Annotated in this window: 26 protein-coding genes; 12 read left to right on the plus strand and 14 right to left on the minus strand. The window is 39.0% G+C overall.

The genetic code is table 11. The annotated features are described in order from the left end of the window. On the plus strand, positions 1 to 170 hold a 170-nt coding region (locus H6G69_RS24475), incomplete at its 5' end, for a transposase (protein ID WP_190691724.1). A gap of 88 nt (positions 171 to 258) precedes the next feature. On the opposite strand, the gene H6G69_RS24480 is transcribed toward H6G69_RS24475, so the two are convergent. From H6G69_RS24480 to H6G69_RS24490, 3 genes are all read right to left on the minus strand, one after another. Then, positions 259 to 465 (minus strand): hypothetical protein, encoded by a 207-nt coding sequence (locus H6G69_RS24480; protein ID WP_190691725.1) that lies wholly within the window; start codon positions 463 to 465, stop codon positions 259 to 261. Between the two features lie 760 nt (positions 466 to 1,225). After that, a complete protein-coding gene (locus H6G69_RS24485; RefSeq protein WP_190691726.1) occupies positions 1,226 to 1,501 on the minus strand; it encodes a type II toxin-antitoxin system RelE/ParE family toxin in 276 nt (91 codons plus the stop codon). After that, positions 1,498 to 1,764: a CopG family ribbon-helix-helix protein gene (locus H6G69_RS24490; protein WP_190691727.1), complete on the minus strand. Its 267-nt coding sequence runs from the start codon at positions 1,762 to 1,764 to the stop codon at positions 1,498 to 1,500. The genes H6G69_RS24485 and H6G69_RS24490 overlap by 4 nt, the downstream gene beginning before the upstream one ends. Before the next feature lie 523 nt (positions 1,765 to 2,287). On the opposite strand from H6G69_RS24490, the gene H6G69_RS24495 reads away from it, so the two are divergent. Further along, a complete protein-coding gene (locus H6G69_RS24495) occupies positions 2,288 to 3,187 on the plus strand; it encodes an ABC transporter substrate-binding protein (RefSeq protein WP_190691728.1) in 900 nt (299 codons plus the stop codon). 73 nt (positions 3,188 to 3,260) lie between these two features. Here H6G69_RS24495 and H6G69_RS24500 read toward each other — a convergent pair whose 3' ends face one another. The 4 genes from H6G69_RS24500 to H6G69_RS24515 all read right to left on the minus strand — a co-directional run bounded on the left by H6G69_RS24500 (position 3,261) and on the right by H6G69_RS24515 (position 7,175). After that, entirely contained in the window at positions 3,261 to 4,208 is a 948-nt protein-coding gene (locus tag H6G69_RS24500; RefSeq protein WP_190691729.1) for an FTR1 family protein, read from the minus strand. 129 nt (positions 4,209 to 4,337) lie between these two features. Next, complete coding sequence (locus H6G69_RS24505) at positions 4,338 to 4,772, minus strand: bacterioferritin (protein ID WP_190691730.1); 435 nt, start codon at positions 4,770 to 4,772, stop codon at positions 4,338 to 4,340. A 150-nt stretch (positions 4,773 to 4,922) separates the two neighbouring features. Then, the gene (locus H6G69_RS24510; RefSeq protein ID WP_190691731.1) at positions 4,923 to 5,957 is read right to left on the minus strand and encodes a helix-hairpin-helix domain-containing protein; all 1,035 of its coding nucleotides are present in this window, start codon (positions 5,955 to 5,957) and stop codon (positions 4,923 to 4,925) included. Positions 5,958 to 6,149: 192 nt separating this feature from the next. Further along, positions 6,150 to 7,175: a multicopper oxidase domain-containing protein gene (locus tag H6G69_RS24515; RefSeq protein WP_190691732.1), complete on the minus strand. Its 1,026-nt coding sequence runs from the start codon at positions 7,173 to 7,175 to the stop codon at positions 6,150 to 6,152. 195 nt (positions 7,176 to 7,370) lie between these two features. Here H6G69_RS24515 and H6G69_RS24520 point away from each other — a divergent pair, with 195 nt between their 5' ends. Further along, complete coding sequence (locus H6G69_RS24520) at positions 7,371 to 7,553, plus strand: DUF6887 family protein (RefSeq protein ID WP_397326988.1); 183 nt, start codon at positions 7,371 to 7,373, stop codon at positions 7,551 to 7,553. A 79-nt stretch (positions 7,554 to 7,632) separates the two neighbouring features. On the opposite strand, the gene H6G69_RS24525 is transcribed toward H6G69_RS24520, so the two are convergent. The 5 genes from H6G69_RS24525 to H6G69_RS24545 form a co-directional block, all read right to left on the minus strand. Beyond that, complete coding sequence (locus H6G69_RS24525) at positions 7,633 to 8,532, minus strand: DUF4351 domain-containing protein (protein ID WP_190691734.1); 900 nt, start codon at positions 8,530 to 8,532, stop codon at positions 7,633 to 7,635. Positions 8,533 to 8,726: 194 nt separating this feature from the next. After that, entirely contained in the window at positions 8,727 to 9,464 is a 738-nt protein-coding gene (locus tag H6G69_RS24530; protein ID WP_190691735.1) for a hypothetical protein, read from the minus strand. 207 nt (positions 9,465 to 9,671) lie between these two features. Then, positions 9,672 to 11,078 carry an NAD(P)(+) transhydrogenase (Re/Si-specific) subunit beta gene (locus H6G69_RS24535; RefSeq protein ID WP_190691736.1) on the minus strand — a complete coding sequence of 469 codons (1,407 nt, stop codon included), beginning with the start codon at positions 11,076 to 11,078 and terminating at the stop codon, positions 9,672 to 9,674. Continuing rightward, complete coding sequence (locus H6G69_RS24540; protein WP_190691737.1) at positions 11,075 to 11,368, minus strand: NAD(P) transhydrogenase subunit alpha; 294 nt, start codon at positions 11,366 to 11,368, stop codon at positions 11,075 to 11,077. The genes H6G69_RS24535 and H6G69_RS24540 overlap by 4 nt, the downstream gene beginning before the upstream one ends. Before the next feature lie 72 nt (positions 11,369 to 11,440). Then, the gene (locus H6G69_RS24545) at positions 11,441 to 12,616 is read right to left on the minus strand and encodes a Re/Si-specific NAD(P)(+) transhydrogenase subunit alpha (RefSeq protein WP_190691738.1); all 1,176 of its coding nucleotides are present in this window, start codon (positions 12,614 to 12,616) and stop codon (positions 11,441 to 11,443) included. 733 nt (positions 12,617 to 13,349) lie between these two features. Here H6G69_RS24545 and H6G69_RS24550 point away from each other — a divergent pair. The 9 genes from H6G69_RS24550 (at position 13,350) to H6G69_RS24590 (ending at position 20,007) form a co-directional block, all read left to right on the plus strand. Continuing rightward, complete coding sequence (locus tag H6G69_RS24550; protein ID WP_190691739.1) at positions 13,350 to 13,904, plus strand: DUF2808 domain-containing protein; 555 nt, start codon at positions 13,350 to 13,352, stop codon at positions 13,902 to 13,904. A gap of 277 nt (positions 13,905 to 14,181) precedes the next feature. Further along, on the plus strand, positions 14,182 to 14,316 hold the full coding sequence (rpmH, locus tag H6G69_RS24555) for a 50S ribosomal protein L34 (protein ID WP_190691740.1): 135 nt from the start codon (positions 14,182 to 14,184) through the stop codon (positions 14,314 to 14,316). Between the two features lie 25 nt (positions 14,317 to 14,341). After that, positions 14,342 to 14,761, plus strand: coding sequence for a ribonuclease P protein component (rnpA, locus tag H6G69_RS24560; RefSeq protein WP_190691741.1), 420 nt, complete (start codon positions 14,342 to 14,344; stop codon positions 14,759 to 14,761). Further along, on the plus strand, positions 14,748 to 15,134 hold the full coding sequence (locus H6G69_RS24565) for a PH domain-containing protein (RefSeq protein ID WP_190691742.1): 387 nt from the start codon (positions 14,748 to 14,750) through the stop codon (positions 15,132 to 15,134). The genes rnpA and H6G69_RS24565 overlap by 14 nt, the downstream gene beginning before the upstream one ends. A 239-nt stretch (positions 15,135 to 15,373) precedes the next feature. After that, on the plus strand, positions 15,374 to 16,516 hold the full coding sequence (gene yidC, locus H6G69_RS24570) for a membrane protein insertase YidC (protein WP_190691743.1): 1,143 nt from the start codon (positions 15,374 to 15,376) through the stop codon (positions 16,514 to 16,516). A gap of 3 nt (positions 16,517 to 16,519) precedes the next feature. Then, positions 16,520 to 17,035, plus strand: coding sequence for a R3H domain-containing nucleic acid-binding protein (locus H6G69_RS24575; RefSeq protein ID WP_190691744.1), 516 nt, complete (start codon positions 16,520 to 16,522; stop codon positions 17,033 to 17,035). A 112-nt stretch (positions 17,036 to 17,147) separates the two neighbouring features. Further along, positions 17,148 to 17,654, plus strand: coding sequence for a DUF177 domain-containing protein (locus H6G69_RS24580; protein WP_190691745.1), 507 nt, complete (start codon positions 17,148 to 17,150; stop codon positions 17,652 to 17,654). Positions 17,655 to 18,754: 1,100 nt separating this feature from the next. Next, positions 18,755 to 19,099: a DUF1815 family protein gene (locus tag H6G69_RS24585; protein ID WP_190691746.1), complete on the plus strand. Its 345-nt coding sequence runs from the start codon at positions 18,755 to 18,757 to the stop codon at positions 19,097 to 19,099. A 407-nt stretch (positions 19,100 to 19,506) separates the two neighbouring features. Then, the gene (locus H6G69_RS24590) at positions 19,507 to 20,007 is read left to right on the plus strand and encodes a thioesterase family protein (RefSeq protein ID WP_190691747.1); all 501 of its coding nucleotides are present in this window, start codon (positions 19,507 to 19,509) and stop codon (positions 20,005 to 20,007) included. 542 nt (positions 20,008 to 20,549) lie between these two features. Here the strand turns inward: H6G69_RS24590 and H6G69_RS24595 are convergent. Both H6G69_RS24595 and dxr read right to left on the minus strand, forming a co-directional pair. Then, complete coding sequence (locus tag H6G69_RS24595; protein WP_190691748.1) at positions 20,550 to 20,747, minus strand: hypothetical protein; 198 nt, start codon at positions 20,745 to 20,747, stop codon at positions 20,550 to 20,552. Between the two features lie 497 nt (positions 20,748 to 21,244). Further along, positions 21,245 to 22,441: a 1-deoxy-D-xylulose-5-phosphate reductoisomerase gene (gene dxr / locus H6G69_RS24600; RefSeq protein WP_190691749.1), complete on the minus strand. Its 1,197-nt coding sequence runs from the start codon at positions 22,439 to 22,441 to the stop codon at positions 21,245 to 21,247. Between the last annotated feature and the right edge of the window lie 265 nt (positions 22,442 to 22,706).

Here is a 22,706-nt window from a genome sequence, read left to right on the forward strand (position 1 = left end):
AAATTGTTAATGCTTTGAAAGGTGTTTCTAGTCGCAGGTATGGACAAGCCGGATACAAGAAACCCCACAAAGAAGCCTTGTGGAGTCCTAGTTATTTTGCTGTATCCGTAGGGGGTGCGCCATTAGAGATCCTAAAGGAGTACATCAGAAACCAAGAAAAGCCGTCGTAGAACGACGGGGCTTGTATCCCATTCTTTTGGTCAACGGGTAAGATGCGCTCGCGCCTAGCCAGTTAAATAGAAGAAAAAATTGCTTAACTTATTTACTCTTTAAGCGATCTTCGGTAAATAAGTGCGACACGCCAAACTCAGCTCTTTTCAGAATTTGCTCCCATTCTGCGTAAGTACGTATTCTGCCAGTACCTGCTTTCACTTGTTCAGGAGTCAAGGGACGTTGGACTACCCCAAATCTTCTGTTGGCTAGTCGAATAACTAATCGCTCCCTGTCGCGTAAACATAAACTCATGAACTTTCTCTCCTGGGCTTAAGTATCTTGTCCCCTGGTAGCTCATCCCAATCTTATTATTATAGTATTCAAAAGCTCGTGCTTTTGAAAACAGTAGAAGTAAACACTCATCGTTTGAATTAAGCTGAGATAAGAGTTTTAAGCCTACATTTACACAGTACCAAATTAGCCATTTACCTACAGGCTCTACCAACCTGTTTGATTTTGTACCTCTACTAATAGGATTTGTCTCCAAATTATCAATCATTACAAAAGATGGGTTATCTTTTGGAAAAATCCCGTATTGAACCAATCCCCACACTTCATCTTCAATACTCATCTTGACTATGGTTAAGCCATCTCTGTTACTTCTCCACAACTCTCTCCAGGGAAAACTCCAATTTATTGGCATATCAGACAAACTAGCTGGAGATAAAACGGCTTTTTTTAGTAGTGTCCCCTCAATCCTGGCGGGAACTTGATATGCACCTATATCCAAATCCATAGTATTTTGTACGGGGCAAGTTTTAAAGCGAATATTTGCATTTATTAAACTTACTTCATTGTGTACATTTCACAATTCAACATTGGGCTTGGCATAATCGCGCCTTACATAGATTTGCGTTTATGTCACTGTATCAAAGATATCCAATTTATTATCGATAAACAAATTGTGTCCCGACCGAGCAATAAAGCTGTGCAGCCGCACCAAAGTTTAAATAGAATAGCGTTTCTTACTTTTTACCTAATCGCTGAATTGATTTGGATTTTCTGCGCTTACTTAAAAATCACGAAATTCCTTGCCGTGCCATACCCGTAAGACAAATACTGTATCTTCCTCACGCAAGTAACGAACCACGTAGTTTCCAGCGATTAGCTCACGCACATTTTCAAGCTCTGGGACAGGACGGCCTATGTCGGGATAAAGTACGAGTTTTCCTATGGCCTGCCTAAGCCTGAGCGATACTCGCTCTGCCGCCTGCGGATTATTTTGGGCAATGAACTCTCTTAGTCGTACTAAGTCCTGCACCGCACTGTCTGAGAACTGAAGCTTCATATCTTCGGTGCTTGAGTTTCGCCACTGGTTCCCCAGGTTTCCAGCCACTTCATAACTTCCTCACCAGAAACGACTCTTTGTGCTTCAATATCGGATATCGCTTCTTGTGTCTCTTCAAGCATTCTCAGCTTTTGCTCTTCCCGTGCAATATACTGCCGTAGAGCGTCGTTAATTATCCAGCCTTTCGTTCGTTGCAGTTTCGCTGCGGTTACTTCAAGCTTCTCTTCAAGGTCATCATCAAGCCTGAAACTTGTAGTACTCATACCTTAACTTCAGAATAATGCGTTATATTGCATTGCATTATAACAGTAATTAATTTGTGTTATTCATCTACGAAAAAAGACAGGACTTACGCAACTGGCACAGGCGATTGTCCTTACTTTTGAACAACATCCAGTCTCTTAACTCACATAAGGCGTATATTTGTTATTTAATTAACAATAGTTTTTGTACCTCATCATATATATTATGTAAAGCTTTTCTCAATAAACCTTGTATACTCAATGGCGAGTGGCATAGTCATCAATTCATTAAGAAATTTTGGCTAATGTCTATTCTCGCCTTTTCCAATATATATCATAAGTTTTTTCAATATTAGCAAGTTTCCATCTTTTAAATTTGAGTTAATGTCCAAAAAGGCTGTATTAAGTAGGGATGTTACAGCTATGCGAAGATTTGGGAGTTTGAGAGAATAAGATTAGCCATAACGCACCATATTTCTCTACAAATTAAGGTTTATTTTATAAATTATCTTTAATTTGGCATACAACTCAAAAGGAATTATATATGTATCGTCAATGGATATTACCTGCCTTAGCAATTGTATTAAGTATAGTCTTGAGTGCTTGTAGTACTGCAATTACTCAACAGCCGCCAGCGACAGTAACAGAGGCTAACACAAAACCTAATAACCAACAAACTATCAACAGAGTTGTTACCCTTTCGTCTCTTGCTACGGATATTATTTATCAACTTGATAAAACAAAGCTAGTAGGTATTACGGGAAGTTCATTATTTAAAAATAATCCAAACTTTCAAGATATTACTCGTGTCAGTGAAGGGCAAACTCCTCCTAATTTAGAAAAAATCGTAGCTTTAAAGCCAGATTTAGTGATTGGTGCAGAAGGCTTTTCTAATCTAGTAATTCAAAGGTTAAAAGAATTAGGAATTTCTACTTTGCTAACTCAAGTGAAGACTTGGCAAGCGTTGGAAGAACTTACTCAAAAACTAGCGCAGTTAATTAATGCCAATCCTCAGCCTTTGTTAAATCGTTATCAAAGTTTTTTACCAAAAAATCCAACCAAGAATACTTCTACTTTAGTTTTAGTTAGCAATCAACCAATTTTAGCACCGAATAAAAATAGTTGGGCAGGAGATTTGCTGGCAAAATTTCAGTTAAAAAATCTCGCAGCAGAATTACAAGGTAAAAGTTCTATAGGTGGTTATATTACTTTATCACCCGAAAAAGTTTTAGAAGCTAATCCAGAGGCAATAATTTTAGTTAATGCTCCGCAAGCAAATTCTCAATCAGATATTTTAGCAACTTTTAAAAAAGAACCTTTTTGGCAAAAGCTACAAGCAACTCAGAATAATCGAGTTTATGTTTTTGATTATTATGGATTAGTAAATCCCGGTAGTATAGATGCAATTGCTAAAACTTGTCAGCAACTTAAACAAAATTTGTAAATAAAAATATCCCCGACTTTGCCAAACAGTCGAGGATAGGAATCTCATTATCTTTGTTGGTAGTAAGATTTATTTACTTTCGTGCCATAGAAACATTGTTAGGAGATTTTATAAGACTGCCATTTAAACTGCGGAAATAAAGCCCTCCGACAGTTAGTAAAAATGCAATATATCCTACTGCTTCTACGACATAAAGATGTTCTCTATAGCCAAATAATGATTTGAGAATTATTCCGGGAAATTGCTCATCTGGCAAAATACTAGAAGTATTCCAAACCATTGGCCCTAAGATACAAGAATGCACTTTGGTGAAGTGTTCATAATAAAAACACAAGCTTTCTGTAGCACGGCTACTAAGAGATAAGTTAGCTACAGCTTCATCAAAATGTACTAATGCCGAAACTACTAAGCCAGCAACAATCAACACCAAGAAAACACCCATTACTTGGAAAAACTGGCGGATGTTAATTTTAACACCTAGTTTAAATAGCAATACGCCAATTCCTGCTGCTACTAACAAGCCACCTAATGCGCCAATTGTGGGAATGAAACCTTGCTGAAAATTAGCGGCGATGAACAGCACGGTTTCAAAACCTTCTCGGACTACAGCTATTAAAATTAAGCTAAAAATACCCCAGCCAGCATTATTGTTTTTTGTTAGTGCTTCTGTCACTGCACCTTCAACTTGGGCTTTCATAAATCTGGCTTGTTTTGTCATCCAGATTAGCATCCAACTGAGCATTGCGATCGCCAGCAGACTAAATACTCCTTCTAGTGCTGGTTCCATCACAGAAGTATACTGAGGATTAATTTTTCCCAATGCTTGAATTAAGAGACTAAACAGCACACCTATTAATGCGCTGACAATAATACCAACAAAAACACCAGCATACACCCAAGAATTAAGTCGGGATTGTTTGGCTTTTTTCAACAAAGCCAAGACAATACCAACAACTAAGGCGGCTTCCACCCCTTCTCGGAGTGTAATCACAAAAGTAGGTAAAGCAGTACTAAAATTCATTGTCTTGTCTTCAGTTTAAAGTCAACAGCCCCCAGTTAATAGTCTAAAGTCAATAGTCGAAAGTCAAGAGTTGAGCAGCTAGAGTTTTTGACAGTTGACTATTGACCCTTGACTACTGACTATTGACTATCAGCTAAAATCTCGCAGCATCTTCTTCAATTCCAGATTATGCAGTTCTTCTTGTCCAATCATCCCACGCGCAAATTCTTCTAAGTAAACACTGGCGTTACTTACAGTATCCAAGAGGGTTTTGTATAATTCCAATGCTTTCTTTTCGTGGGATAAGCTTTCTGCCAAGATGTCTTTGACAGAATGCTTATAAGTTTCTTCCATTGGCGCAATTCTCAGGGTAGGGTGTCCGTCTAAGCCTGTGAGAATTTCTCCGACTTGTTGGGCATGAAGTAAAGATTCACTTGCTTGCCCTTTAAAGAAGGCTACAATGGGAATCCGGTTTGGGCCTGTCACCATTAAGGAATAATGTGTGTAACGCACTACTCCTGCTAGCTCAAATTCCATGATGGTGTTCAGGAGTTCTATGGTTTTTTTCTGGTCAAGCTCTTGCATCAGTTGTTAAGTTCAGCAAAATATAAATGGAGCGATATGAGTAATTATTAGGCATAAAGTAGATAATAACTTCATTTTTCATCCCTAATAAATTTCTCACTTCCACTCATTTTAAACGTGTAAATCTGCAATTTTCTGTTAGTTTCGAGTCTATCGTTGTGCTTGGGTGCTGGATTTATCAATAATTGCTTGCGAGTTTTGCTCAATGGTTTTTACCAGCTTTGTTACTTCTGGAGGTGTCTTAACTGGTTGAGCAGGCGGTACAGCACTGGGCCAGACTTTTGTTAATTCTGCAAAACTGGCTTCGATAGTTTTATGTGCTTCTGGGTTGTTTTGAGCTACTTGACTAGAAATACTTTTATATAATTCGTTGGAATAAACTACAAAACCACGAGAATCTTGATATTCAATTGCTGCGGCTATTTTACCATTAGCGATCGCTGCCCCATATTCGGAATTAGCAGCATCTAGCAACCCATTAATTACTTGTAAGACAAATTCTGGTTTTGAGCGTTGGGATTCTGGTAAAACTGCGATCGCACCATCAACAGATTCTACAGAAGCAGTAAAATTAGTTTTAACTTTGGCATCTTTCGGATTAGATTTGACTAAATCTTGCAAACTTACTAAAGTACTCTTAAATTCTTTGACTTTGCGCTCATTTAATTGGTCTTCTACATCTACATAAATTTCTTCAACTGGGTGTCCTATATGAGGTTCTGCTTGTTTGGGAAGATTTTTGTCTAACAGTTCTTGTGCTACTAAAAGATGCCCTTTCATCAAGCCCAACTTGGTCATGTAATCGACATCTTTCACTTCACCAGTTAGCACAACTTCCTGAACAGTTACTTGGTCTTTAATTTGTTCAAACTGTTCTTGAGTTATTACTTTTTTGTTAACTAAATCTTCTGGGTTAGCATAGGGACGACCCGCTTGAATTTTGTTAGATAAAGCTGGGACACCTAATTTAGCTTCAAACTTATCTAACTCTGACAAAATCGCAGTATTGATATTTATTTTAGCTTTGCTTCCGTGACTTGCGTGAGTAGTCGCTTCTGATACTTGCGCCGTTGTAGTCGTAGCTGGCGCAGATGAATTTTCTGCGGTTGGTGTGTTGTTACAAGCACTTAGACTGACAATTGCCGCAGTCGCAACAGCTAAACAAATATATTTAAAGTTTTTCATTTTTTCGGCAGTTAATATGACTCAGTGTCGTAGAGTTTGCTATGCTCATTTTGCAGGTAATGACATATTTTGGCAACTGCTTGCAAAATTTTTGGCGATAATTTTAGATTTTTTTCAATATAATTACGAATCAAAGCGATTAAAATTATTGCTCAAAGGCAGTTTTGCAGTAAATTGACAGCAATAATCAAGCTAAGAACTTTTTAATTGATTTTGAGAAGTATTATCAGCAATTACTTCAAATTGTCCCATACAACCATTTTGTGCGATCGCATCTTGGTGCGGATGGAACATATACTTACCGGGATGGCGATAGGTGAATTCTAAAATGTGCCGTTCTGCCACACCCATCGTAATCACATCTGCTTTTTCACTAGGAGTCATAGTCATCCCAGTGCGGTAAACATCAAAAAAGTTAGCGTGTAAGTGAAAAGTTACTGCCGGATCGTATTCAATGATGTTGAGGACATATAGCCGAATCAACTGATTTTGGTAAATTGGGATGGGATGATGCATATAGTGATGCGGCAACCCATTGAAGGCGTAATATTCATTGTGGTTATCATCATTAATGTCATATCCAGCCATCACCAGCACCATTTCATCAGCAGGGGGGCGCGGCGTAGGCGGATCAATAATAAACATTCCATACAAGCCCTTGGCAATATGGCGCGTCACTGGTTCAATATGACAGTGGTATAAATGAACACCGTAAGGTTCTGCGTCAAACTCATAAATTGTGGCACTACCATTACTCACTGGGCGAATACCATCCATTTCTGCCGGATGAACACCATGAAAATGTAAAGAGTGAGAATGCCCCGCCTTATTGAGAAATAATACTCTTACCCGTTCGCCTGCTTTTGCTCTTAGCGTTGGCCCGGGAATACGCCCGTTTAAATCCCAAATATTGTAAGAAACAGCACTATTGAGTTGAATTACAGATGTACCTGCTGTTAACTGAAATTCTCGAATAGTACGCCCATTTTCCTGCTTGAGCGTGCCATAGTCAAAATTTCGTAACACCTGCATAGGACTTGCAACTTGTTTTGTTGCTTCGATTTCCAGTGGCGGTACTTTCACAATTGATTTGCTTTGTGCATTAAGGGTATGCCAAAGTGCTGCCGTACCTGCAACCCCAGCAGTGCATATACCCCATTTCAGCAGTTGACGACGACTTAATAGTTTTTCTGCACTGAGTACGAAGTTGTTTGGCATCACCTTAGAATGATTATTGGCACAAAAAAGTTGCAAAAATTTTGCAACTACAGTTTTTTATCTTATAAGAAGTAAGAATTATTAGCAATAATCTCTAAAAATTGCTTCACATCTATCTAAGGTATTAAATTTGAGGTATTGATCAGTAATTTTTTTCTCACGCAGAGACTCACAGATGCGGATGGTTTTGATTCAATGACTCAAATTGAGTATAAAGTTATGTCTGATGGTGAATTGCTTGCGTATGTTAAGCAACATCCTGAAGACAATGAAGCTCTTTATGCATACGTAGATAGAAAACGCGCAGGTTCAAACGCAGTTCCTATAACACTTGAACAAGCTGAAATTGAACTCAAACAGCGAATTAATCAGGAGTAAATTTTAATATTGAAGTTACAGAAATTTTCCAAGCAATACCCGGTCTTAGTATATGCGATCGCTTAATAGGATAAATATTTTATTGTTGCTGTTGCAACCAAGCCATTAAATCCGCTTCAGTAGAAAAATCTAGCAAAGCTTCTGCTAAATCTTCTAATTGAGTTAACGATAAACCGCGCAGTCGCTCTTGTAATTCAGGAGTAATTGCACCAATGCGCCTGGTTAATTGACGATGGATTATTTTCAACTCTCCTTGTTGTATCCCTTCTTCCATCCAACTGGTGACTATCTGCATAACTACCTCTTGTTGAGTTGGTTCAAATTGGGCAATTTCCGCCTGGAATATTTCATTTTCTTGGGCATTTAGCCGTAGGTAACTGTCAATAAACCCTGAAATTAACTGCATTCTTGCTGGATCTAACTGCAATGTAGCTAATAGGCGCAGACACTCAGATTTTACTCTAGGACGTTCTTGTGGTGCTATGTTCATTTTAGCCATCAGCGCACTAGCTACAGGATTTTGCTGTTGTAGATACTCTCGCCAATTCAAGCGATTTAACTGAATCACATCATAGTTGAATTGCAAGACGACTTTATTAGGAAATGCAACTTGATGAAAATCTTGTTCGACTTTTTTGGGGCGATCGTAAGAAAATAAAGCAATTGGATAAACTGGCAAACCGTATTTCTCATACAATCTGGCAAAGTAGCGATACATTCGTAAATCAAATGCTTCTTGATAATAAGCTTGATGTTCGAGATGTATTAAGAAACAGGATTCCTGTCCTCTAAATTTTGCTTTTACTACTATGTCAGTTTCATATTTTTCACCAGCCGTAACATCGGTAAATACTTCTTTATCAAGGAAGGTGATGGTGTCTCTTTCCAGATAAGCAGTAATTTCTGGGAAGAATAACTCGATGAATTCCCAAAAGAAGGTAGTGAGTAGTTCTTTGAATAGGCGATCGTGGTCTATCATGATTAGATTTATATAGCAATCCTATTTGAGATATAAACAGAAGCAATCTGGAAGGCTTGTAAATAAACTATCCTGCGAATGTGTCGTTTGTAATTCATTTAGGATTGCTATATCATCTTACTGATGAGCGATCGCTGTTTTTAACGAACCGCAAAGTTCGCAAAGAATGCTAAGGAATTCAGCATATTTCTATCTCAAAGTTGAGCAGCGATCGCTCTACCAATGCTATGAAAGTATTGTTTAGTTAGTCCGAAAGCTACCGGATGTTTTGCCATAACAAATACAGTATGATTATTTCTACAAGTTAAGAAACCTTCTGAGGTCGATGTAAACTCTACATTTGTTATCTTTTCAGTGATTTTTCTCCAAGAGTATTCATATAATTTACCGTAGAAAACAACTCCTTTAGGTTTATGTTCTTTGATTTTCTGAGCAATATAATTTCTTCGAGTTTCAAGACAATAATTTTCAAAAGCTGCTCTATCAGATAAATAAGTTAATTTGGTGTGATGCTTAAATATCCAATGCTTTAGAGATGGTGACGGTAAAGGCAATAATTCTAATAAACACGTCTCATTATCTTTTCTACCTAACTCATTTATTTGATATTTACGAATATCTTCTACAGTAATATTTTCTTTTCCTTTAGCACTTAATACAGCCCGAATCAATCCTTTCCAAGTTGGTTGTATTGCTGCGCCTGATTGAAAACCAGCAGGCCATCCTATATCTATATGATATTCTGCAACATCATCTATTTCTCTATGACTTCTTTTCGCCCATATATTTATTCTGTTATTAATATCTTTAAAATCTCCTCCTGCTTCTTCCATGCCTATAAACCAATAATTACCTTTGTAATTACCATAGCCATAAAATGTGTCGATTCTCTTTTCTAGAAGCTTATCATCAAAAAATTCTTGATTATGCATATTTACACGTTTTTACTTACTATAAGTAAAATTGACTAATAAAAAATAATCTAAATTATAATCAATAAATTTTCTATACTTTGCGTCTTTGCGCCTTTGCGCGAAATAATCTCTAAAAAACTTGCCTCAGAAGCATCACACCTCCAAGGCAAGCCAACTCTTTAATTCTTTACTCCGCGCCCTCTACGTCTTGGCGGTTCGTTTCTCTTACAGTTGCTTCACTTCCGAAACCAACTTCGCCACCATATCTTTCGCACTACCAAACAACATTGTGGTTTTATCTTTGTAGAACAACTCATTATCTACACCAGCAAAGCCAGCACTCATTCCGCGCTTAATGACAATTGTCTGCTTTGCCTTATCCACTTCCAAAATCGGCATCCCATAAATTGGGCTATTGGTATCGCTACGCGCCGCAGGATTTACTACATCATTTGCCCCAATTACTAAAGCTACATCTGCTTGTTCTAATTGAGGGTTAATATCATCCATGTCATACAACTGGGTATAAGGTACATTTGCCTCAGCCAGCAAGACGTTCATGTGTCCAGGCATTCTTCCAGCTACAGGGTGAATGGCATACTTCACATCCACTCCCATACGTTCTAACTGATCTGCTAATTCTCTTACACTATGTTGTGCTTGAGCAACAGCCATACCGTAACCAGGGACAATTACCACGTTCCGTGCATATCCCAACATCATCGCGCCTTCTTCAGGATCAATGCTGCGGACAGTTTGATTGGCTGTACTACCACCAGCAGCACCACCGCCAGCTGCACTGACTGAACCAAAAGCACTGAACAGCACACTGAATAAAGAACGGTTCATTGCCTTACACATAATTTCGGTAAGGATGATACCGGAAGCTCCTACTAATGCGCCTGCGATGATTAACATATTGTTCATCACCACAAATCCGGCGGCGGATGCAGCGATCCCCGATAAGGAGTTTAACAGCGAAATCACCACAGGCATATCGCCACCACCAATAGGGATGACGAACATCACACCCAGCACCAAGGAAACCGCCACTACTGCCAAGAATATGGGTAGGCTATCTGGTGAGACGATTAAGTAAGCACTACCAGCTAAATAAGCACCTAAAAGTAACAGATTAAATGGTTGTTGAAACGGAAATGTAATTGGAGAACCGCTAATTAAACCTTGTAATTTGGCGAAGGCGAGAAAACTTCCTGTGAAGGTGACACCACCAATTAACACATCTAACAACATGGAAATGTTGACATCAAGGGGGATGGGTTGAGAACTGCCTAACAACCGCCAGAATTCGGCAACGGCGACTAGTGCTGAAGCCGCACCACCCAAACCATTGAGTAAACCAACCATTTGGGGCATTTCTGTCATTTGGACTTTGTAGGCTGCGATCGCACCAATTCCTGAACCAATCGCCAAGCCTAACAAAATCATCTCATAGTTCAATACGTGCTGATCCAGCATGGTGGCGACAATTGCTAGCAGCATTCCCACGGCTGCAATCACATTCCCATTCCTTGCTGTCGCTGGTGATCCCAGCTTTTTTAAACCAAAGATAAATAAAGATGCAGCGACTAAGTACGTCAGCTGAATCCCAGTTGGTAAAAAGTCGCTCACGCCTTAATCTCCTTTTTCTTAAACATTTGCAACATTCTATCGGTGACTAAAAATCCACCGACAACGTTGACTGTAGCCAGTACCACCGCAATCAAACCGAGAATTACAGAAATATTAGTTTCTCTAGCACCAGCAGCGACAATTGCCCCTAGTACCGCAATGCCAGAAATCGCGTTTGAGCCTGACATCAAAGGTGTGTGCAGAGTTGGTGGCACTTTGTTGATGACTTCAAAGCCAATAAAAGATGCCAATACAAATACAAACAAAGCAGCGAGTAATGCGTCTGTCATGTTGAAAAAACTCCTTATATGAGGGGCTAGGGGTGCTTAGGTTAGAGGTTAGAACTCCCTACTCCCTATTCCCTAATTCACAGCAGGTTGTTGAATGTTGATAGCTTGCAGTGCATCCTTAACTCGTTGATTGCGAATTTCGCCTGTATGTGTAATGCAAGCTGCATCGATAATGTCGTCGGCAAAGTCTACTTGCAAAGCTTTTTCTTTGTTAATTAATAGTTGCAGCAAAGATGTCAGGTTCTTGGAATACAACTGACTGGCGTGGACGGGCATAGATGAAGGAAGATTAATCGGGCCAATTATTGTTACACCATTCCAAACAATATCTTTACCCGGTTCTGTACAAGCGCAGTTACCACCTTGTTCAGCTGCTAAATCGACAATAACTGAACCTGGTTTCATTTGAGCTACCATTTCTTCGGTAACTAGCCTTGGTGCTTGTTTACCTGGGACTTGGGCAGTTGTAATCACCACATCGGCGTTTTTAACGTGTTCAGTGACGACTTCTTGGGTGCGTTGTTTGCTAGCTTCCGAAATTTCTTTGGCGTAACCGCCTGCTGCGGTGGTTTCTTCATCTAGTTTGACTTCGACGAATTTCGCCCCTAAACTTTGGACTTCTTCTTTCACAGCCGGACGAATATCAAAGGCTTCTACTACTGCGCCTAAGCGTCTGGCGGTGGCGATCGCTTGCAGTCCTGCCACACCTGCACCCATAATAAATACTTTAGCTGGGGCGATTGTGCCTGCGGCTGTGGTCAGCATCGGGAAATATTTTGGTAATGCAGCCGCAGCAATTAATACGGCTTTGTAACCTGCTAACGATGCTTGTGAAGAGAGTGCATCCATGCTTTGCGCTCTGGTAGTACGGGGGATCAATTCCATACTCAAAGCTGTAACTTTGCGGTTCGCTAATTGCTGGGCTACGATGGGATTTCCTAAAGGATTGAGAAAGCTAATTAAGACCGATCCTTCGTGGAGTAAATCAATTTCTGATCGTCCATCTTCGCGCTCTTGTGGTGGACTAACTTTGAGTAAAATATCAGCTTGATTCCACAATTGATCCGTATCACTAATAATTTTAGCTCCTACGGCTTCATAGGCAGAATCGCTAAAAAACGATCGCTCTCCTGCACCTTTTTCTACCCATATTTCTAAACCCTGTTTAATTAATCGAGCAACGCTGTCAGGATTTAATGCCACACGACGTTCACAAACTTCTATTTCTTTAGCAACTGCTATTCTCATGAAATCTCCTAGAGATAAATACTTACATATCTGCAAAACCTTCAATTTTCCCAGTTTTGGGACTTTCCACTTTGATAGTGGATCTGCATTAATGTTAGCGATCGCGCGTTGTTTGTAGATTGAACCTGGAAATTTATATTTCCCATTCTTACTGATCAAGACAAAGCCTAACCTAGCTTGTTATAACTGGCAAAACTGACTGGTAGTTACCCATAAGTTCACATACTACCAATCCTATGCTGATTCTCCAGTTAATATCTTTGTCTTTAGCTTATTTTCGGGATTAGAAAATTTTGCATTCCTTACATCTTGCTATTTTGTAAAGTTAGAAAATCTTAATAATTTTCGAGGATTTTTAAAGATTACTATTTCTTCAATACCAACTTATTTTTATAAATCTAGCCTAATATACTTGGCTATCGCTGATGATATCGCTCAATTTTTATAACAAAGATATTAAACTTATATACACTTGTACATATTTAGTAATACACTCACATTTAATTTGCCCAAAAATCAGCAGATTGCCAAGCTACAAACCTATATTTTTGCCAAAATTATTGATAGCAACTTTCACCTATGATTGCTTGCTTGTCTCATCTTTCTATGATTGACGGCACTTTTTGTTTTAAGTTATCGTCCAAATGTCAAGAAATCAGTAGTAAAGTTTAGTTAAGAATACTAAACTTAGGTGTTTACATAAAAAAGCTATATCTGCTAGAGGAGTTAAACTATGCAACCTTTACTTGGTGGCAAATCTATTCGACGTAAATCATACCTGGCAATACTTTGCGCCTTAGCCGTAAGTAGCAGCTTGATAACTGGTTTGACAACTAAAGCTGTAGGGCAAAGCTTACCTGGCTTCACACTATTTAGTGGTGTCAAACCAGAATATCAACTTCCTTTCCGGTTAGATTTTGGGGGACAGACTAACAGTAAAGATAGATATAGGCTGAGAATTCCCCAACAAAAGATGAAATTGGCAGTCGCTCAATTTGCGATTACTTATCCTAATTACTACAAAGGCAGGTTTGATACCAAAAGTATAGAAGTTAGAGTCAAAGATAAAAAAGTACCGCTTTCAGAAGTGAAATGGGATAAAGAAGGTCGAGTCATTGAAATCTTTCCCAAAGAACCAGTTCCAGCAGGCAGTCGCGTTGAGTTAGTCTTATCTAACGTGGATAACCCTTCATTTGGTGGGACTTTTTATTTCAACTGTCAAGTTCTCTCGCCAGGAGATGTACCCCTACTGCGCTATTTGGGAACTTGGATTTTGAGTGTCAGTTAAATCAAACAATTTTAGGTTCTAGATTTTAGATTGATTGCAGTCACTCGGAGAATGCAGCTAGAAGTGATTGTGAGATTTTAGCAATATTTGAACTAAAAACACGCCAAAATCACCCTAACAAAAGTCCCCTCAAGTCTATCAAACCACCTAAATCGCTGTCTGTTCACCGCAATGGCTTTAAGCCTTCAAATATAATATTCGGTGGACTCTTGGCAAAAGACAATGGTAAGATTATAGATTGTGACTTTTTATCAGAATCGCCTTAGAGGACAACAGTATGAAAAGAACCCTGGGCGGCACTTGCCGCAAGAGAAAAAGAACCTCAGGATTTCGTGCCAGAATGCGGACACCAGATGGCAGAAATGTGATTAGAGCTAGAAGAAGAAAAGGCCGCCATCGTTTGAGCGTTTAGAGCATTTTCAGCAACCAGAACAGTTGTGGCTTTGCCTAAGGCGAATCGACTTAAATCTCGCAAAGATTTTCAGGCAGTTTTCCGAGAAGGAATTCGGCGCCAAAGTTCTCATTTCACATTGAGAGCTTTGCGACCCCGACGTTCCGAAGAAATTTCTTGGGATACTGCCTCTAATACACTAACAACCAATGCAAAACAAGTTGTTAGCACACAAATTGGCATATCAATCAGCACAAAAGTCAGTAAAAAGGCTGTAGTGCGTAACCGAATTAAACGTCAAATGGCAGCAGCTTTGCATCAGTTGTTGCCAAAATTATTACCAGGATGGCGGTTAGTATTTGTTGTGAAGCCAACAGCAGCAAAATCTAAGTGCGGAAGCCAACAATTTCTGCAAGAATTAGAGCAGTTGTTGGCACAAGCTGAGGTATTAAATGGGCATTCGTGAAGAAGTTTATTATGAAGGCGGGCCGCACATTGGCGACTTAATTCTCAATTTGTTGATTGGACTGACTGTTGTAGGAATTCCCTTAACAATTGGGTCAATTGTCAGAGCATTGTGGCTACGCTATCGGATTACAGACCGCAGAATTTCTGTAACTGGTGGTTGGATGGGGCGCGATCGCACTGACATTATCTACTCAGAAATTGTCAAAATCGTTAAAGTTCCTCGTGGTATTGGCATTTGGGGAGATATGGTAGTCACCCTCAGAAATGGTAGCCGCTTAGAAATGCGGGCAATTCCCAAGTTTCGTGAAGTATACGACTACATCAATGAAAGAATTGCTGTTAAAAATCCCACATCCACAAGTACTAATTAAAAGTAGGGAATAGGGAGTAGGGAAAAGGGAGTAGGGAAAAGAATAATTGCTCTGTATAAAATAAACAATTTACAACTTCCCACTTATCAAATACTACCTACAACTCCCAACTCACCACTCCCCGCTCCCAAATTTCATCATGTGCGGCTATCCGTAGCAAGAGATAGTCGCAGCGGAATCATGATTTAGATAAATTAGATCCAGTTAAATTTACAGTACCTCAGGTTGAATTCAGAATAATGGATTTTGGTATCGGGTTCCTCTCAAACAACGTAATGTTGCCAATCATAGACTTTTTCTATGGCATTTTGCCGAGCTATGGATTGGCGATCGTTGCCTTGACATTGATAGTCCGCTTTGCGCTCTATCCCCTGAGTGCTGGTTCAATCCGCAATATGCGGCGGATGCGAATTGTGCAACCTCTAATGCAAAAGCGGATGGCAGAAATCAAAGAGCGTTACAAAGACGACGCCCAAAAGCAGCAAGAAGAAATGATGAACGTCCAAAAGGAGTTCGGCAACCCCTTAGCTGGATGTTTGCCACTGCTTTTGCAAATGCCTGTATTGTTAGCGTTGTTTGCTACCCTACGGGGATCGCCTTTTGCTGGGGTAAACTACTCTGTTAACTTGCAAATCTTTCCTGCTGAACAAATCGAAAGAATTCAACCCCAAGCCTTTGCTACAGCCCCACAAAACATTTACGTTGCTGATGGAGAACATCATAGAGTAACTGCTATTCTCCCTGGTGGTAACAAACTATCAGTAGGAGAAAAAACAAAAATACAATACCAGACTTTAGAAGGTAAACCCTTTGATGTCTTATTAACCGAACACCCAGAAACAAAGCTAACTCCCGAATGGAAAATCACCAAAGGCGAAGAAAGAATTAAAATCGATGCCCAAGGTAACATCGAAGCCTTACAACCAGGAGACGTGACAATTCAAGGCACAATTCCCGGGCTAGCAGCAGATAAAGGATTCCTCTTCATCGATGCCTTAGGGCGAGTTGGTGCAGTTGATCCCGATGGAACTATCCACTGGGATATCGTTGCTATGGTGATCTTCTTTGGGATCAGTCTTTACGTGAGCCAAATACTCTCAGGCCAAAACTCCAGTGGTGGCAACCCACAACAGGATACAGTCAACAAAATCACACCAGTTATCTTTTCTGGGATGTTTTTGTTTTTCCCCTTACCTGCTGGGGTGTTGATGTATATGGTAATTGGTAATATTTTCCAGACATTGCAAACTTATATTCTCTCCCGTGAACCCTTGCCAGAGGAATTACAAAAGATTGTAGAGACGCAGGAGAAACAAGCAGCTACTGAACAAAAGTCATTACCTTTTGAGCCAAAAAGTTCTAAGAAAAAGCCTACAGGTTGATAGATGAGTAACAGTTCCATGCAGCGAGGTCAGCAGTGGTTAAAATCACTGCTAGAACTCACTGGGGTCTCTGCTGATATTCAGGGCAATTTAGAAATAGCCCAACCTGAATACGACGATTCCCCAGAACCAGATAATTACTGGTTAACGATTGACGAAACTAAATTGACACCAGCACAAATCCAAGTTTTCATCGGTGCTGATGGTTCTGTGCTAGATGCAATTCAGTATCTAGCTAATTCTGTCCTTAACCTGAACCAACCCCAGGAAGAACAAGCATCCTATACCATCGAATTGAATGGTTATCGGGTGAGGAGACAAGCAGAAATTCGTTCCTTAGCTGAAGATGCAGCCAATGAAGTACGTAGTTCTGGTAGAGAAGTAGAGATAAAATCCCTCAGTTCAGCTGAACGGCGACAAATTCATACTTTCTTAAAGGAATTTTCTGATTTGGAAACTTTCAGTCGCGGCAAAGAACCCCATCGTCATTTAGTTGTTCGTCCAGCAGTGGAATTCTGAAAGCCCACTCAGTCAACAACTTCGACTGTTCTCAGAGCTAAGATAGATATGTAATGTCAGCAAAATTGCTGAGTGAAAACATAAGTTATCGTGAGGATGTCTCACAAATCCTATGGACGCAATTTTTATTCCGCAGCTAACCAAAGCCCCGGAGCGGACAGAGGAAATTCAGGTTAAAGAGTTTCTGCCTGGACTGGATACATTAACACCAGTTCGCGGTCGGCTCCGTGTTCAGCATCACGGTAACTACCTGGAAGTTTCCGGTCAGGCAGAAGCAATTATTACTTGTACTTGTAACCGCTGTTTACAGCAGTACAATCACAGATTGACGCTGAATACCAAAGAAATTATTTGGTTAGATGAGGAGGCCAATCAAGCTCAAGATTTGCCATTAGAGCGAGAAGTAGCAATAGAGGATTTAGTAGAAACCATATCGCCCAATGGTTACTTCTATCCTAGTGAATGGTTGTACGAGCAAATGTGCTTAGAAATACCTCAGCGTCAGTTATGTGACCTCAACTGCCCAGGTATTTTAACCGCTGCTAATGATAGTTCAGATCAGCCTGTTGATAGCCGTTGGGCTGGACTAGAAGCTTTAAAAAGGCAACTTCCAGGATAAGTTTTTCTAATTATTAACAGCGTTAATAATCATAAGTATAAAACCCAACATTGATAACATTGTTGGGTTTAGTTGTAGGTGTGACTGACAAACTTATTCGTCAAAAGTAGGAGCTAGAAACAGAGAACCGATTGATTTAAGCTTGTCAGAGCAAGAAACGTTGAATAAATCCTATATAAAGTTGTACATTTATTTGTTGCATTAATCGATAACTACTGTTACATTAACTAAACTCAAGTATTAATTATTATCAATTAATAGAATTTATCAAGGATAGGCTCTATTCAACAGGGAAAGATAGTTATACTGAGTTATTTATATCTTTGCCAGTTTCGGATTAATACCTGATCTTATATATGTTCTCTTCCTTCAAGTTGCTGCCTAGCATTAGGTAACTTACCCCAGCAAATCTCAAAACTTCATAAAAATTGCCGAATTGGCAACATACTGATTCTGAGTTTAGTTATTCTCTGGGTTGAACCTATAGATAGTTGGGTGGCAAAATTATCTTAGTGTTCTGAGAGTAGCTGATGTATTAAAAATATTAAGCAAGCTTGCAAAAATTCGGAATTTTTAAGTCTAATCTCTGCAAGTTTTTCTACCAAACTCCATATATTTATTGAGGAGGTATGGATTTTTTGGAATTACTGCTTGGGTAATTTGCAAATTTGACTAAATGATACTTTCTGTCTATTGACCACACAAAGGCATGAAGAAGGTTGAAGAGCTTTCAAGCTTTTGCTAGTCATGCGTTAGGCTACACATAGCTATAGAATAATAAATCCGTAGCTTTTCTGTGGTTGATTGGTGTCGAATTTGAGTTACTCTTAAAGCGGATTCTGGCAAGTACTATCTACTAGGACAGAAATATATAAAGAAATAATAAATTTTTGGGGCTTCTGTCTGAAAAATTAAACTTGCAAACTGAATAGTTTGATACGGCAAACTTAACAGTTATCCAATACCCTAAGCTAGGTAGTTAATTAACTACTGTAAATGTATCCGGGAATTGTAATGAATAGTTTACAATACCAGTGTGTGAGAAAATCTAAAAAAAATATAAAAGTGACTAAAATGACTGTGGTGTCTGGAGGACAAAAGTGTTTCAAAGGCTAGCGCATCAACATCGGCAATTCGTTCAAGACTTGGTAATGAACTTACAAGCCTTGGCAATTGTATTAGAACGACGTGGTTATCCTGCGTCTTGTTATACCTGTGGTGATCAGATGAATAGTGCCTCTTTTATGGTGAGCCTAGGCAACAACCATCTGATTCGATTTTTGGTATCAGATTATGGGATTACTTGGACAGAAATGCGTGATGACCGCGAATTGATGAAGTTGGAAGGAGCAGAAGCAATCAACCAGTTACAGGAATTAGCTAATTTGGTTAAGCAGTCTACGCCAGCCTATTCAGCTAGTAAAGCTTTAGCTAAGAGAAGTTAAGGGTTTCTGTATCTGATGGGTTACTGGCAAAACTACTACACGAACCAATCGCTGATTCAGTATAGGTTCCTGGTAATTGGTAATTGGTAATTTTGGTAGGTTTTTCAAACCACCATTACCCATTCACCATTACCTTGAATAGATCGTGAATAAATATAACATTCTGCAAAGGTTGTGCATCTGGAATCATCAGGATGCCTGAGTTTAACTGTGGAAAAGATTAGTAATTTTAAAGAGACAAGAATATTTGGGTGTTTTGTCTGGTGTTTGCAATGCGGGTGTAGATTTGGAGAATGAGTAGAAATTTTTGGCGCGATCGCTAATAAATATAATTTTGATCTGGTATGGATGCATCATTTTTATGATATTCCAGATGTGGAAAACTATTATTGCTCTCAAACTGGAATATGTCTGAGCCACAACCAAACCCAGCACAGCTACCACCAACTAATGCTATAGACATTCCTTCAAATCGTGCTTTTGAAAGTTGGTTTGAATATCCTGTCAGAGTACAACCCCATCACACTGACTATTCAGGTATTGTCTGGCATGGTACTTATCTTACTTGGATGGAAGAAGCACGGGTAGAGTGTTTACGTTCTATTGGAATTGAATTTGCCGATTTAGTGGCTTTAGGCTGTGATTTACCAGTAGTGGAACTTTCAGTACGCTATCACCGCTCAATGGAGTTAGGTATACCAGCTATTGTGAAAACGCGGATGAATGAAGTGACTGGTGTACGCATTAACTGGGATTATGCAATTGTTTCTCCAGATAGACGGCAATTATATTTAACAGCAAAGGTAACACTAGTAGCATTAGATAGAGAAAGAGGAAAAATCATGCGTCAGTTACCTACAAATGTCAAAGATGCGTTGGCTAAGATTTCCTCAATACACAATAATTGAATCAGCCCAATGCAAGGAAATAAAGAATAGAAATACAAGTATCTTGCATCTAGCACCAATGAATAAAGTTCGTGGCTAGACAAACCTTATCGCGCTGGTGCTGCACTGGCCGCACTACTAGCAAAGCTAGTAAATTCCAGGATTTTAACCCAGCGCATCTATCTAGGTTTTGTCTATGCAGCGGCGAATTTTATCAAATCAAAGATATAGCAATCCTATTTGATTTGTGAAAATTAGAGAGATTCATATCCTCGAATTATTGAAGAAGTTGGGTATCTTGTTCTTCACGAATGATTTAGGATTGCTATAAGAGTTTTCAAATTATTCAGCAAGCCATAAATATTAGAGCCATTACAATAATATAAATTCTTTAAATATGAAAATAGAATGTAAGAATTCATCACCTAGTAGTCAGAAGTCATAATTTAGAAATATCTAGAGAATAGATAAATTAATTTATCAAATATTCCTCTTCATTCTTGAACCCTTTTGAATCGTGACTTCTGACTACTGAATACTTAGCATAGAATTGTTAATTGTGGTTATTTATTCACCCGAATTTGTGATAAGGTTTGAGTAAACTGAATTATTTGATGCCAAATATCTTGGGGAGTAATTCCAAAACCTACTTGTAATAAAATAATAATTGCAGCAATTGTTATAGCATTACTGACGGTTGTTTTGAAAATTTTCCAAAATATTGTAAAGACAATCCAAGCAATAATTAATGTAGGAATCATAAATGCTAATCAGTGGTAAATCTATCTTTTTTTATTTAGCTAAAAGATAAAAGTTTGTCTATGTGGTAGAGCTATAGCAGTCCTAAATAATTTGTAAAATTTCTATATATTTTTCTTCTTTCTTAGCTTTGCGTTCTTCTCTACGAGACGCTGCGCGAAGGCGTTCTTGGCGGTAGCCTGCGGCAAGCCGCTTACGCGTCTACGTTTCCATATATATGTTTTTCACGACCATTTAGGATTGGTATCTTAATTAAGATTTTCTAATCAAGTATAAACTATCTAAATATTGTAGATAATCATGCTAATTTTAATCATTGCTTTTAGTAAAAATATAAATAATGTAATTAAAGATTATATAAATTTGTAGGCATAAAATTTCTACCTGTAAAATTAAAATTTTTAGTAGTGCTGGAAAAATATCTATTTTATGTAAGTCCGCAAAGGCGGACTTAATTTGAATAGCAGCAAATGTGATTTGCTTAGTACTTTGAAAGGATTTAATTCAAAGAAATTACATGGGGTTTGGTTGTTAAATTTTTAGTTGCTGTTAAAACTTCTTGTCTAGCCCATTGATCTGCTGCCAAAATGTCATCTAAAGAAGGATTTGCACAGTTATGATTTTGATGGCGATCGCACACCCATTCAATACACCGAGGAATATCTAAAAAGCCAATTTTCTCTGCTAAAAATAATGCGACAGCTTGTTCATTAGCGGCATTTAATACAGCTGGCATTGAGCCACCTGCTTTGCCTGCGGCATAAGCTAACTGCATACAGGGATATTTTTGATGATCTGGTTCGCGGAAAGTTAAACTACCTGCTCTCACCAAATCTAGTCTTTCCCAATCAGTGTAGATGCGATCGGGCCAAGATAAGGCATACAACAACGGTAAACGCATATCTGGCCAACCAAGTTGTGCTAACACAGAGGTATCTTGCAACTCAATTAATGAGTGAATAATACTTTGCGGATGAATAACAATCTCGATATCTTGGTAATCTAAGCCAAACAGAAAGTGAGCCTCAATTACTTCCAATCCTTTATTCATTAAAGTAGCAGAGTCTACCGTAATTTTTTTACCCATCGACCAGTTAGGATGTTTGAGAGCATCACTAACAGTAACTTCTGGTAACTTTTCGACAGGCCAATCACGGAAAGCACCACCAGAGGCAGTGAGTATAATCTTACGTAATCCGCCTTGGGGAACTCCTTGCAGGCACTGAAATATTGCTGAATGTTCAGAATCAGCAGGTAATAGTTTTACACCATGTTTCTCTATTAAGGGTAGAACTACAGGGCCACCAGCAATTAAAGTTTCTTTGTTGGCGAGGGCAATATCTTTACCTGCTTCAATGGCGGCGATGGTTGGCAACAAACCAGCGCAACCTACAATACCTGTAACGACAGTTTCGGCATCGCCGTAGCGAGCAACTTCAATCACTCCGGCTGTGCCAGCTAGTAAAAGAGGTTGGGGATCAACGTCTTTGATCGCAGCTTGGAGTGCTGGTAATTTATCTTCAGCAGCGATCGCGGCTATACTTGGCCGAAACTGCCGAATTTGATCTGCCAACATCTCCACATTATTCCCGGCAGCTAATCCCACAATCCGAAATTGATCTGGGTACTGCGAGACAATATCTAAAGTCTGAGTACCGATTGAGCCAGTGGAACCAAGAAGAGTAATAGCTTTCACAATTGCTTAAGGATTTACGGATAACTCCCACTATAAATTGCCTGGGACTCATATATCACAGTGATCCCCATAATCAGTAGTCAAACTCTCTTTTACTTGGCAATTGGAATAAATTGTGTATATAAATACTATATTGTTAATGATAAATGCTGAGAATTTCGACAATAAAAACTTCATTTTGAATACGGATACGATGGACTCAAACAAGGTAAAAATATTTATTGCGGTTCAGATGGAATTCAATTCTGATTTTAACAACTATGTT

Source organism: Nostoc sp. FACHB-110 (assembly GCF_014697425.1).
Classification (GTDB): domain Bacteria; phylum Cyanobacteriota; class Cyanobacteriia; order Cyanobacteriales; family Nostocaceae; genus Nostoc_B.

Coding starts and splice junctions, on each gene's coding strand:
- H6G69_RS24490 (WP_190691727.1), bottom strand. CDS start 1,764: ATGAGTACTACAAGTTTCAGGCTTGATGATGACCTTGAAGAGAAGCTT.
- H6G69_RS24530 (WP_190691735.1), bottom strand. CDS start 9,464: ATGCATAATCAAGAATTTTTTGATGATAAGCTTCTAGAAAAGAGAATC.
- H6G69_RS24565 (WP_190691742.1), top strand. CDS start 14,748: ATGGGCATTCGTGAAGAAGTTTATTATGAAGGCGGGCCGCACATTGGC.
- H6G69_RS24575 (WP_190691744.1), top strand. CDS start 16,520: ATGAGTAACAGTTCCATGCAGCGAGGTCAGCAGTGGTTAAAATCACTG.
- H6G69_RS24550 (WP_190691739.1), top strand. CDS start 13,350: ATGCAACCTTTACTTGGTGGCAAATCTATTCGACGTAAATCATACCTG.
- rpmH (WP_190691740.1), top strand. CDS start 14,182: ATGAAAAGAACCCTGGGCGGCACTTGCCGCAAGAGAAAAAGAACCTCA.
- H6G69_RS24590 (WP_190691747.1), top strand. CDS start 19,507: ATGTCTGAGCCACAACCAAACCCAGCACAGCTACCACCAACTAATGCT.
- H6G69_RS24545 (WP_190691738.1), bottom strand. CDS start 12,616: ATGAGAATAGCAGTTGCTAAAGAAATAGAAGTTTGTGAACGTCGTGTG.
- H6G69_RS24515 (WP_190691732.1), bottom strand. CDS start 7,175: ATGCCAAACAACTTCGTACTCAGTGCAGAAAAACTATTAAGTCGTCGT.
- H6G69_RS24480 (WP_190691725.1), bottom strand. CDS start 465: ATGAGTTTATGTTTACGCGACAGGGAGCGATTAGTTATTCGACTAGCC.
- H6G69_RS24595 (WP_190691748.1), bottom strand. CDS start 20,747: ATGATTCCTACATTAATTATTGCTTGGATTGTCTTTACAATATTTTGG.
- H6G69_RS24520 (WP_397326988.1), top strand. CDS start 7,371: ATGACTCAAATTGAGTATAAAGTTATGTCTGATGGTGAATTGCTTGCG.
- H6G69_RS24540 (WP_190691737.1), bottom strand. CDS start 11,368: ATGACAGACGCATTACTCGCTGCTTTGTTTGTATTTGTATTGGCATCT.
- H6G69_RS24580 (WP_190691745.1), top strand. CDS start 17,148: ATGGACGCAATTTTTATTCCGCAGCTAACCAAAGCCCCGGAGCGGACA.
- H6G69_RS24510 (WP_190691731.1), bottom strand. CDS start 5,957: ATGAAAAACTTTAAATATATTTGTTTAGCTGTTGCGACTGCGGCAATT.
- H6G69_RS24485 (WP_190691726.1), bottom strand. CDS start 1,501: ATGAAGCTTCAGTTCTCAGACAGTGCGGTGCAGGACTTAGTACGACTA.
- yidC (WP_190691743.1), top strand. CDS start 15,374: ATGGATTTTGGTATCGGGTTCCTCTCAAACAACGTAATGTTGCCAATC.
- H6G69_RS24500 (WP_190691729.1), bottom strand. CDS start 4,208: ATGAATTTTAGTACTGCTTTACCTACTTTTGTGATTACACTCCGAGAA.
- H6G69_RS24525 (WP_190691734.1), bottom strand. CDS start 8,532: ATGATAGACCACGATCGCCTATTCAAAGAACTACTCACTACCTTCTTT.
- H6G69_RS24505 (WP_190691730.1), bottom strand. CDS start 4,772: ATGCAAGAGCTTGACCAGAAAAAAACCATAGAACTCCTGAACACCATC.
- H6G69_RS24495 (WP_190691728.1), top strand. CDS start 2,288: ATGTATCGTCAATGGATATTACCTGCCTTAGCAATTGTATTAAGTATA.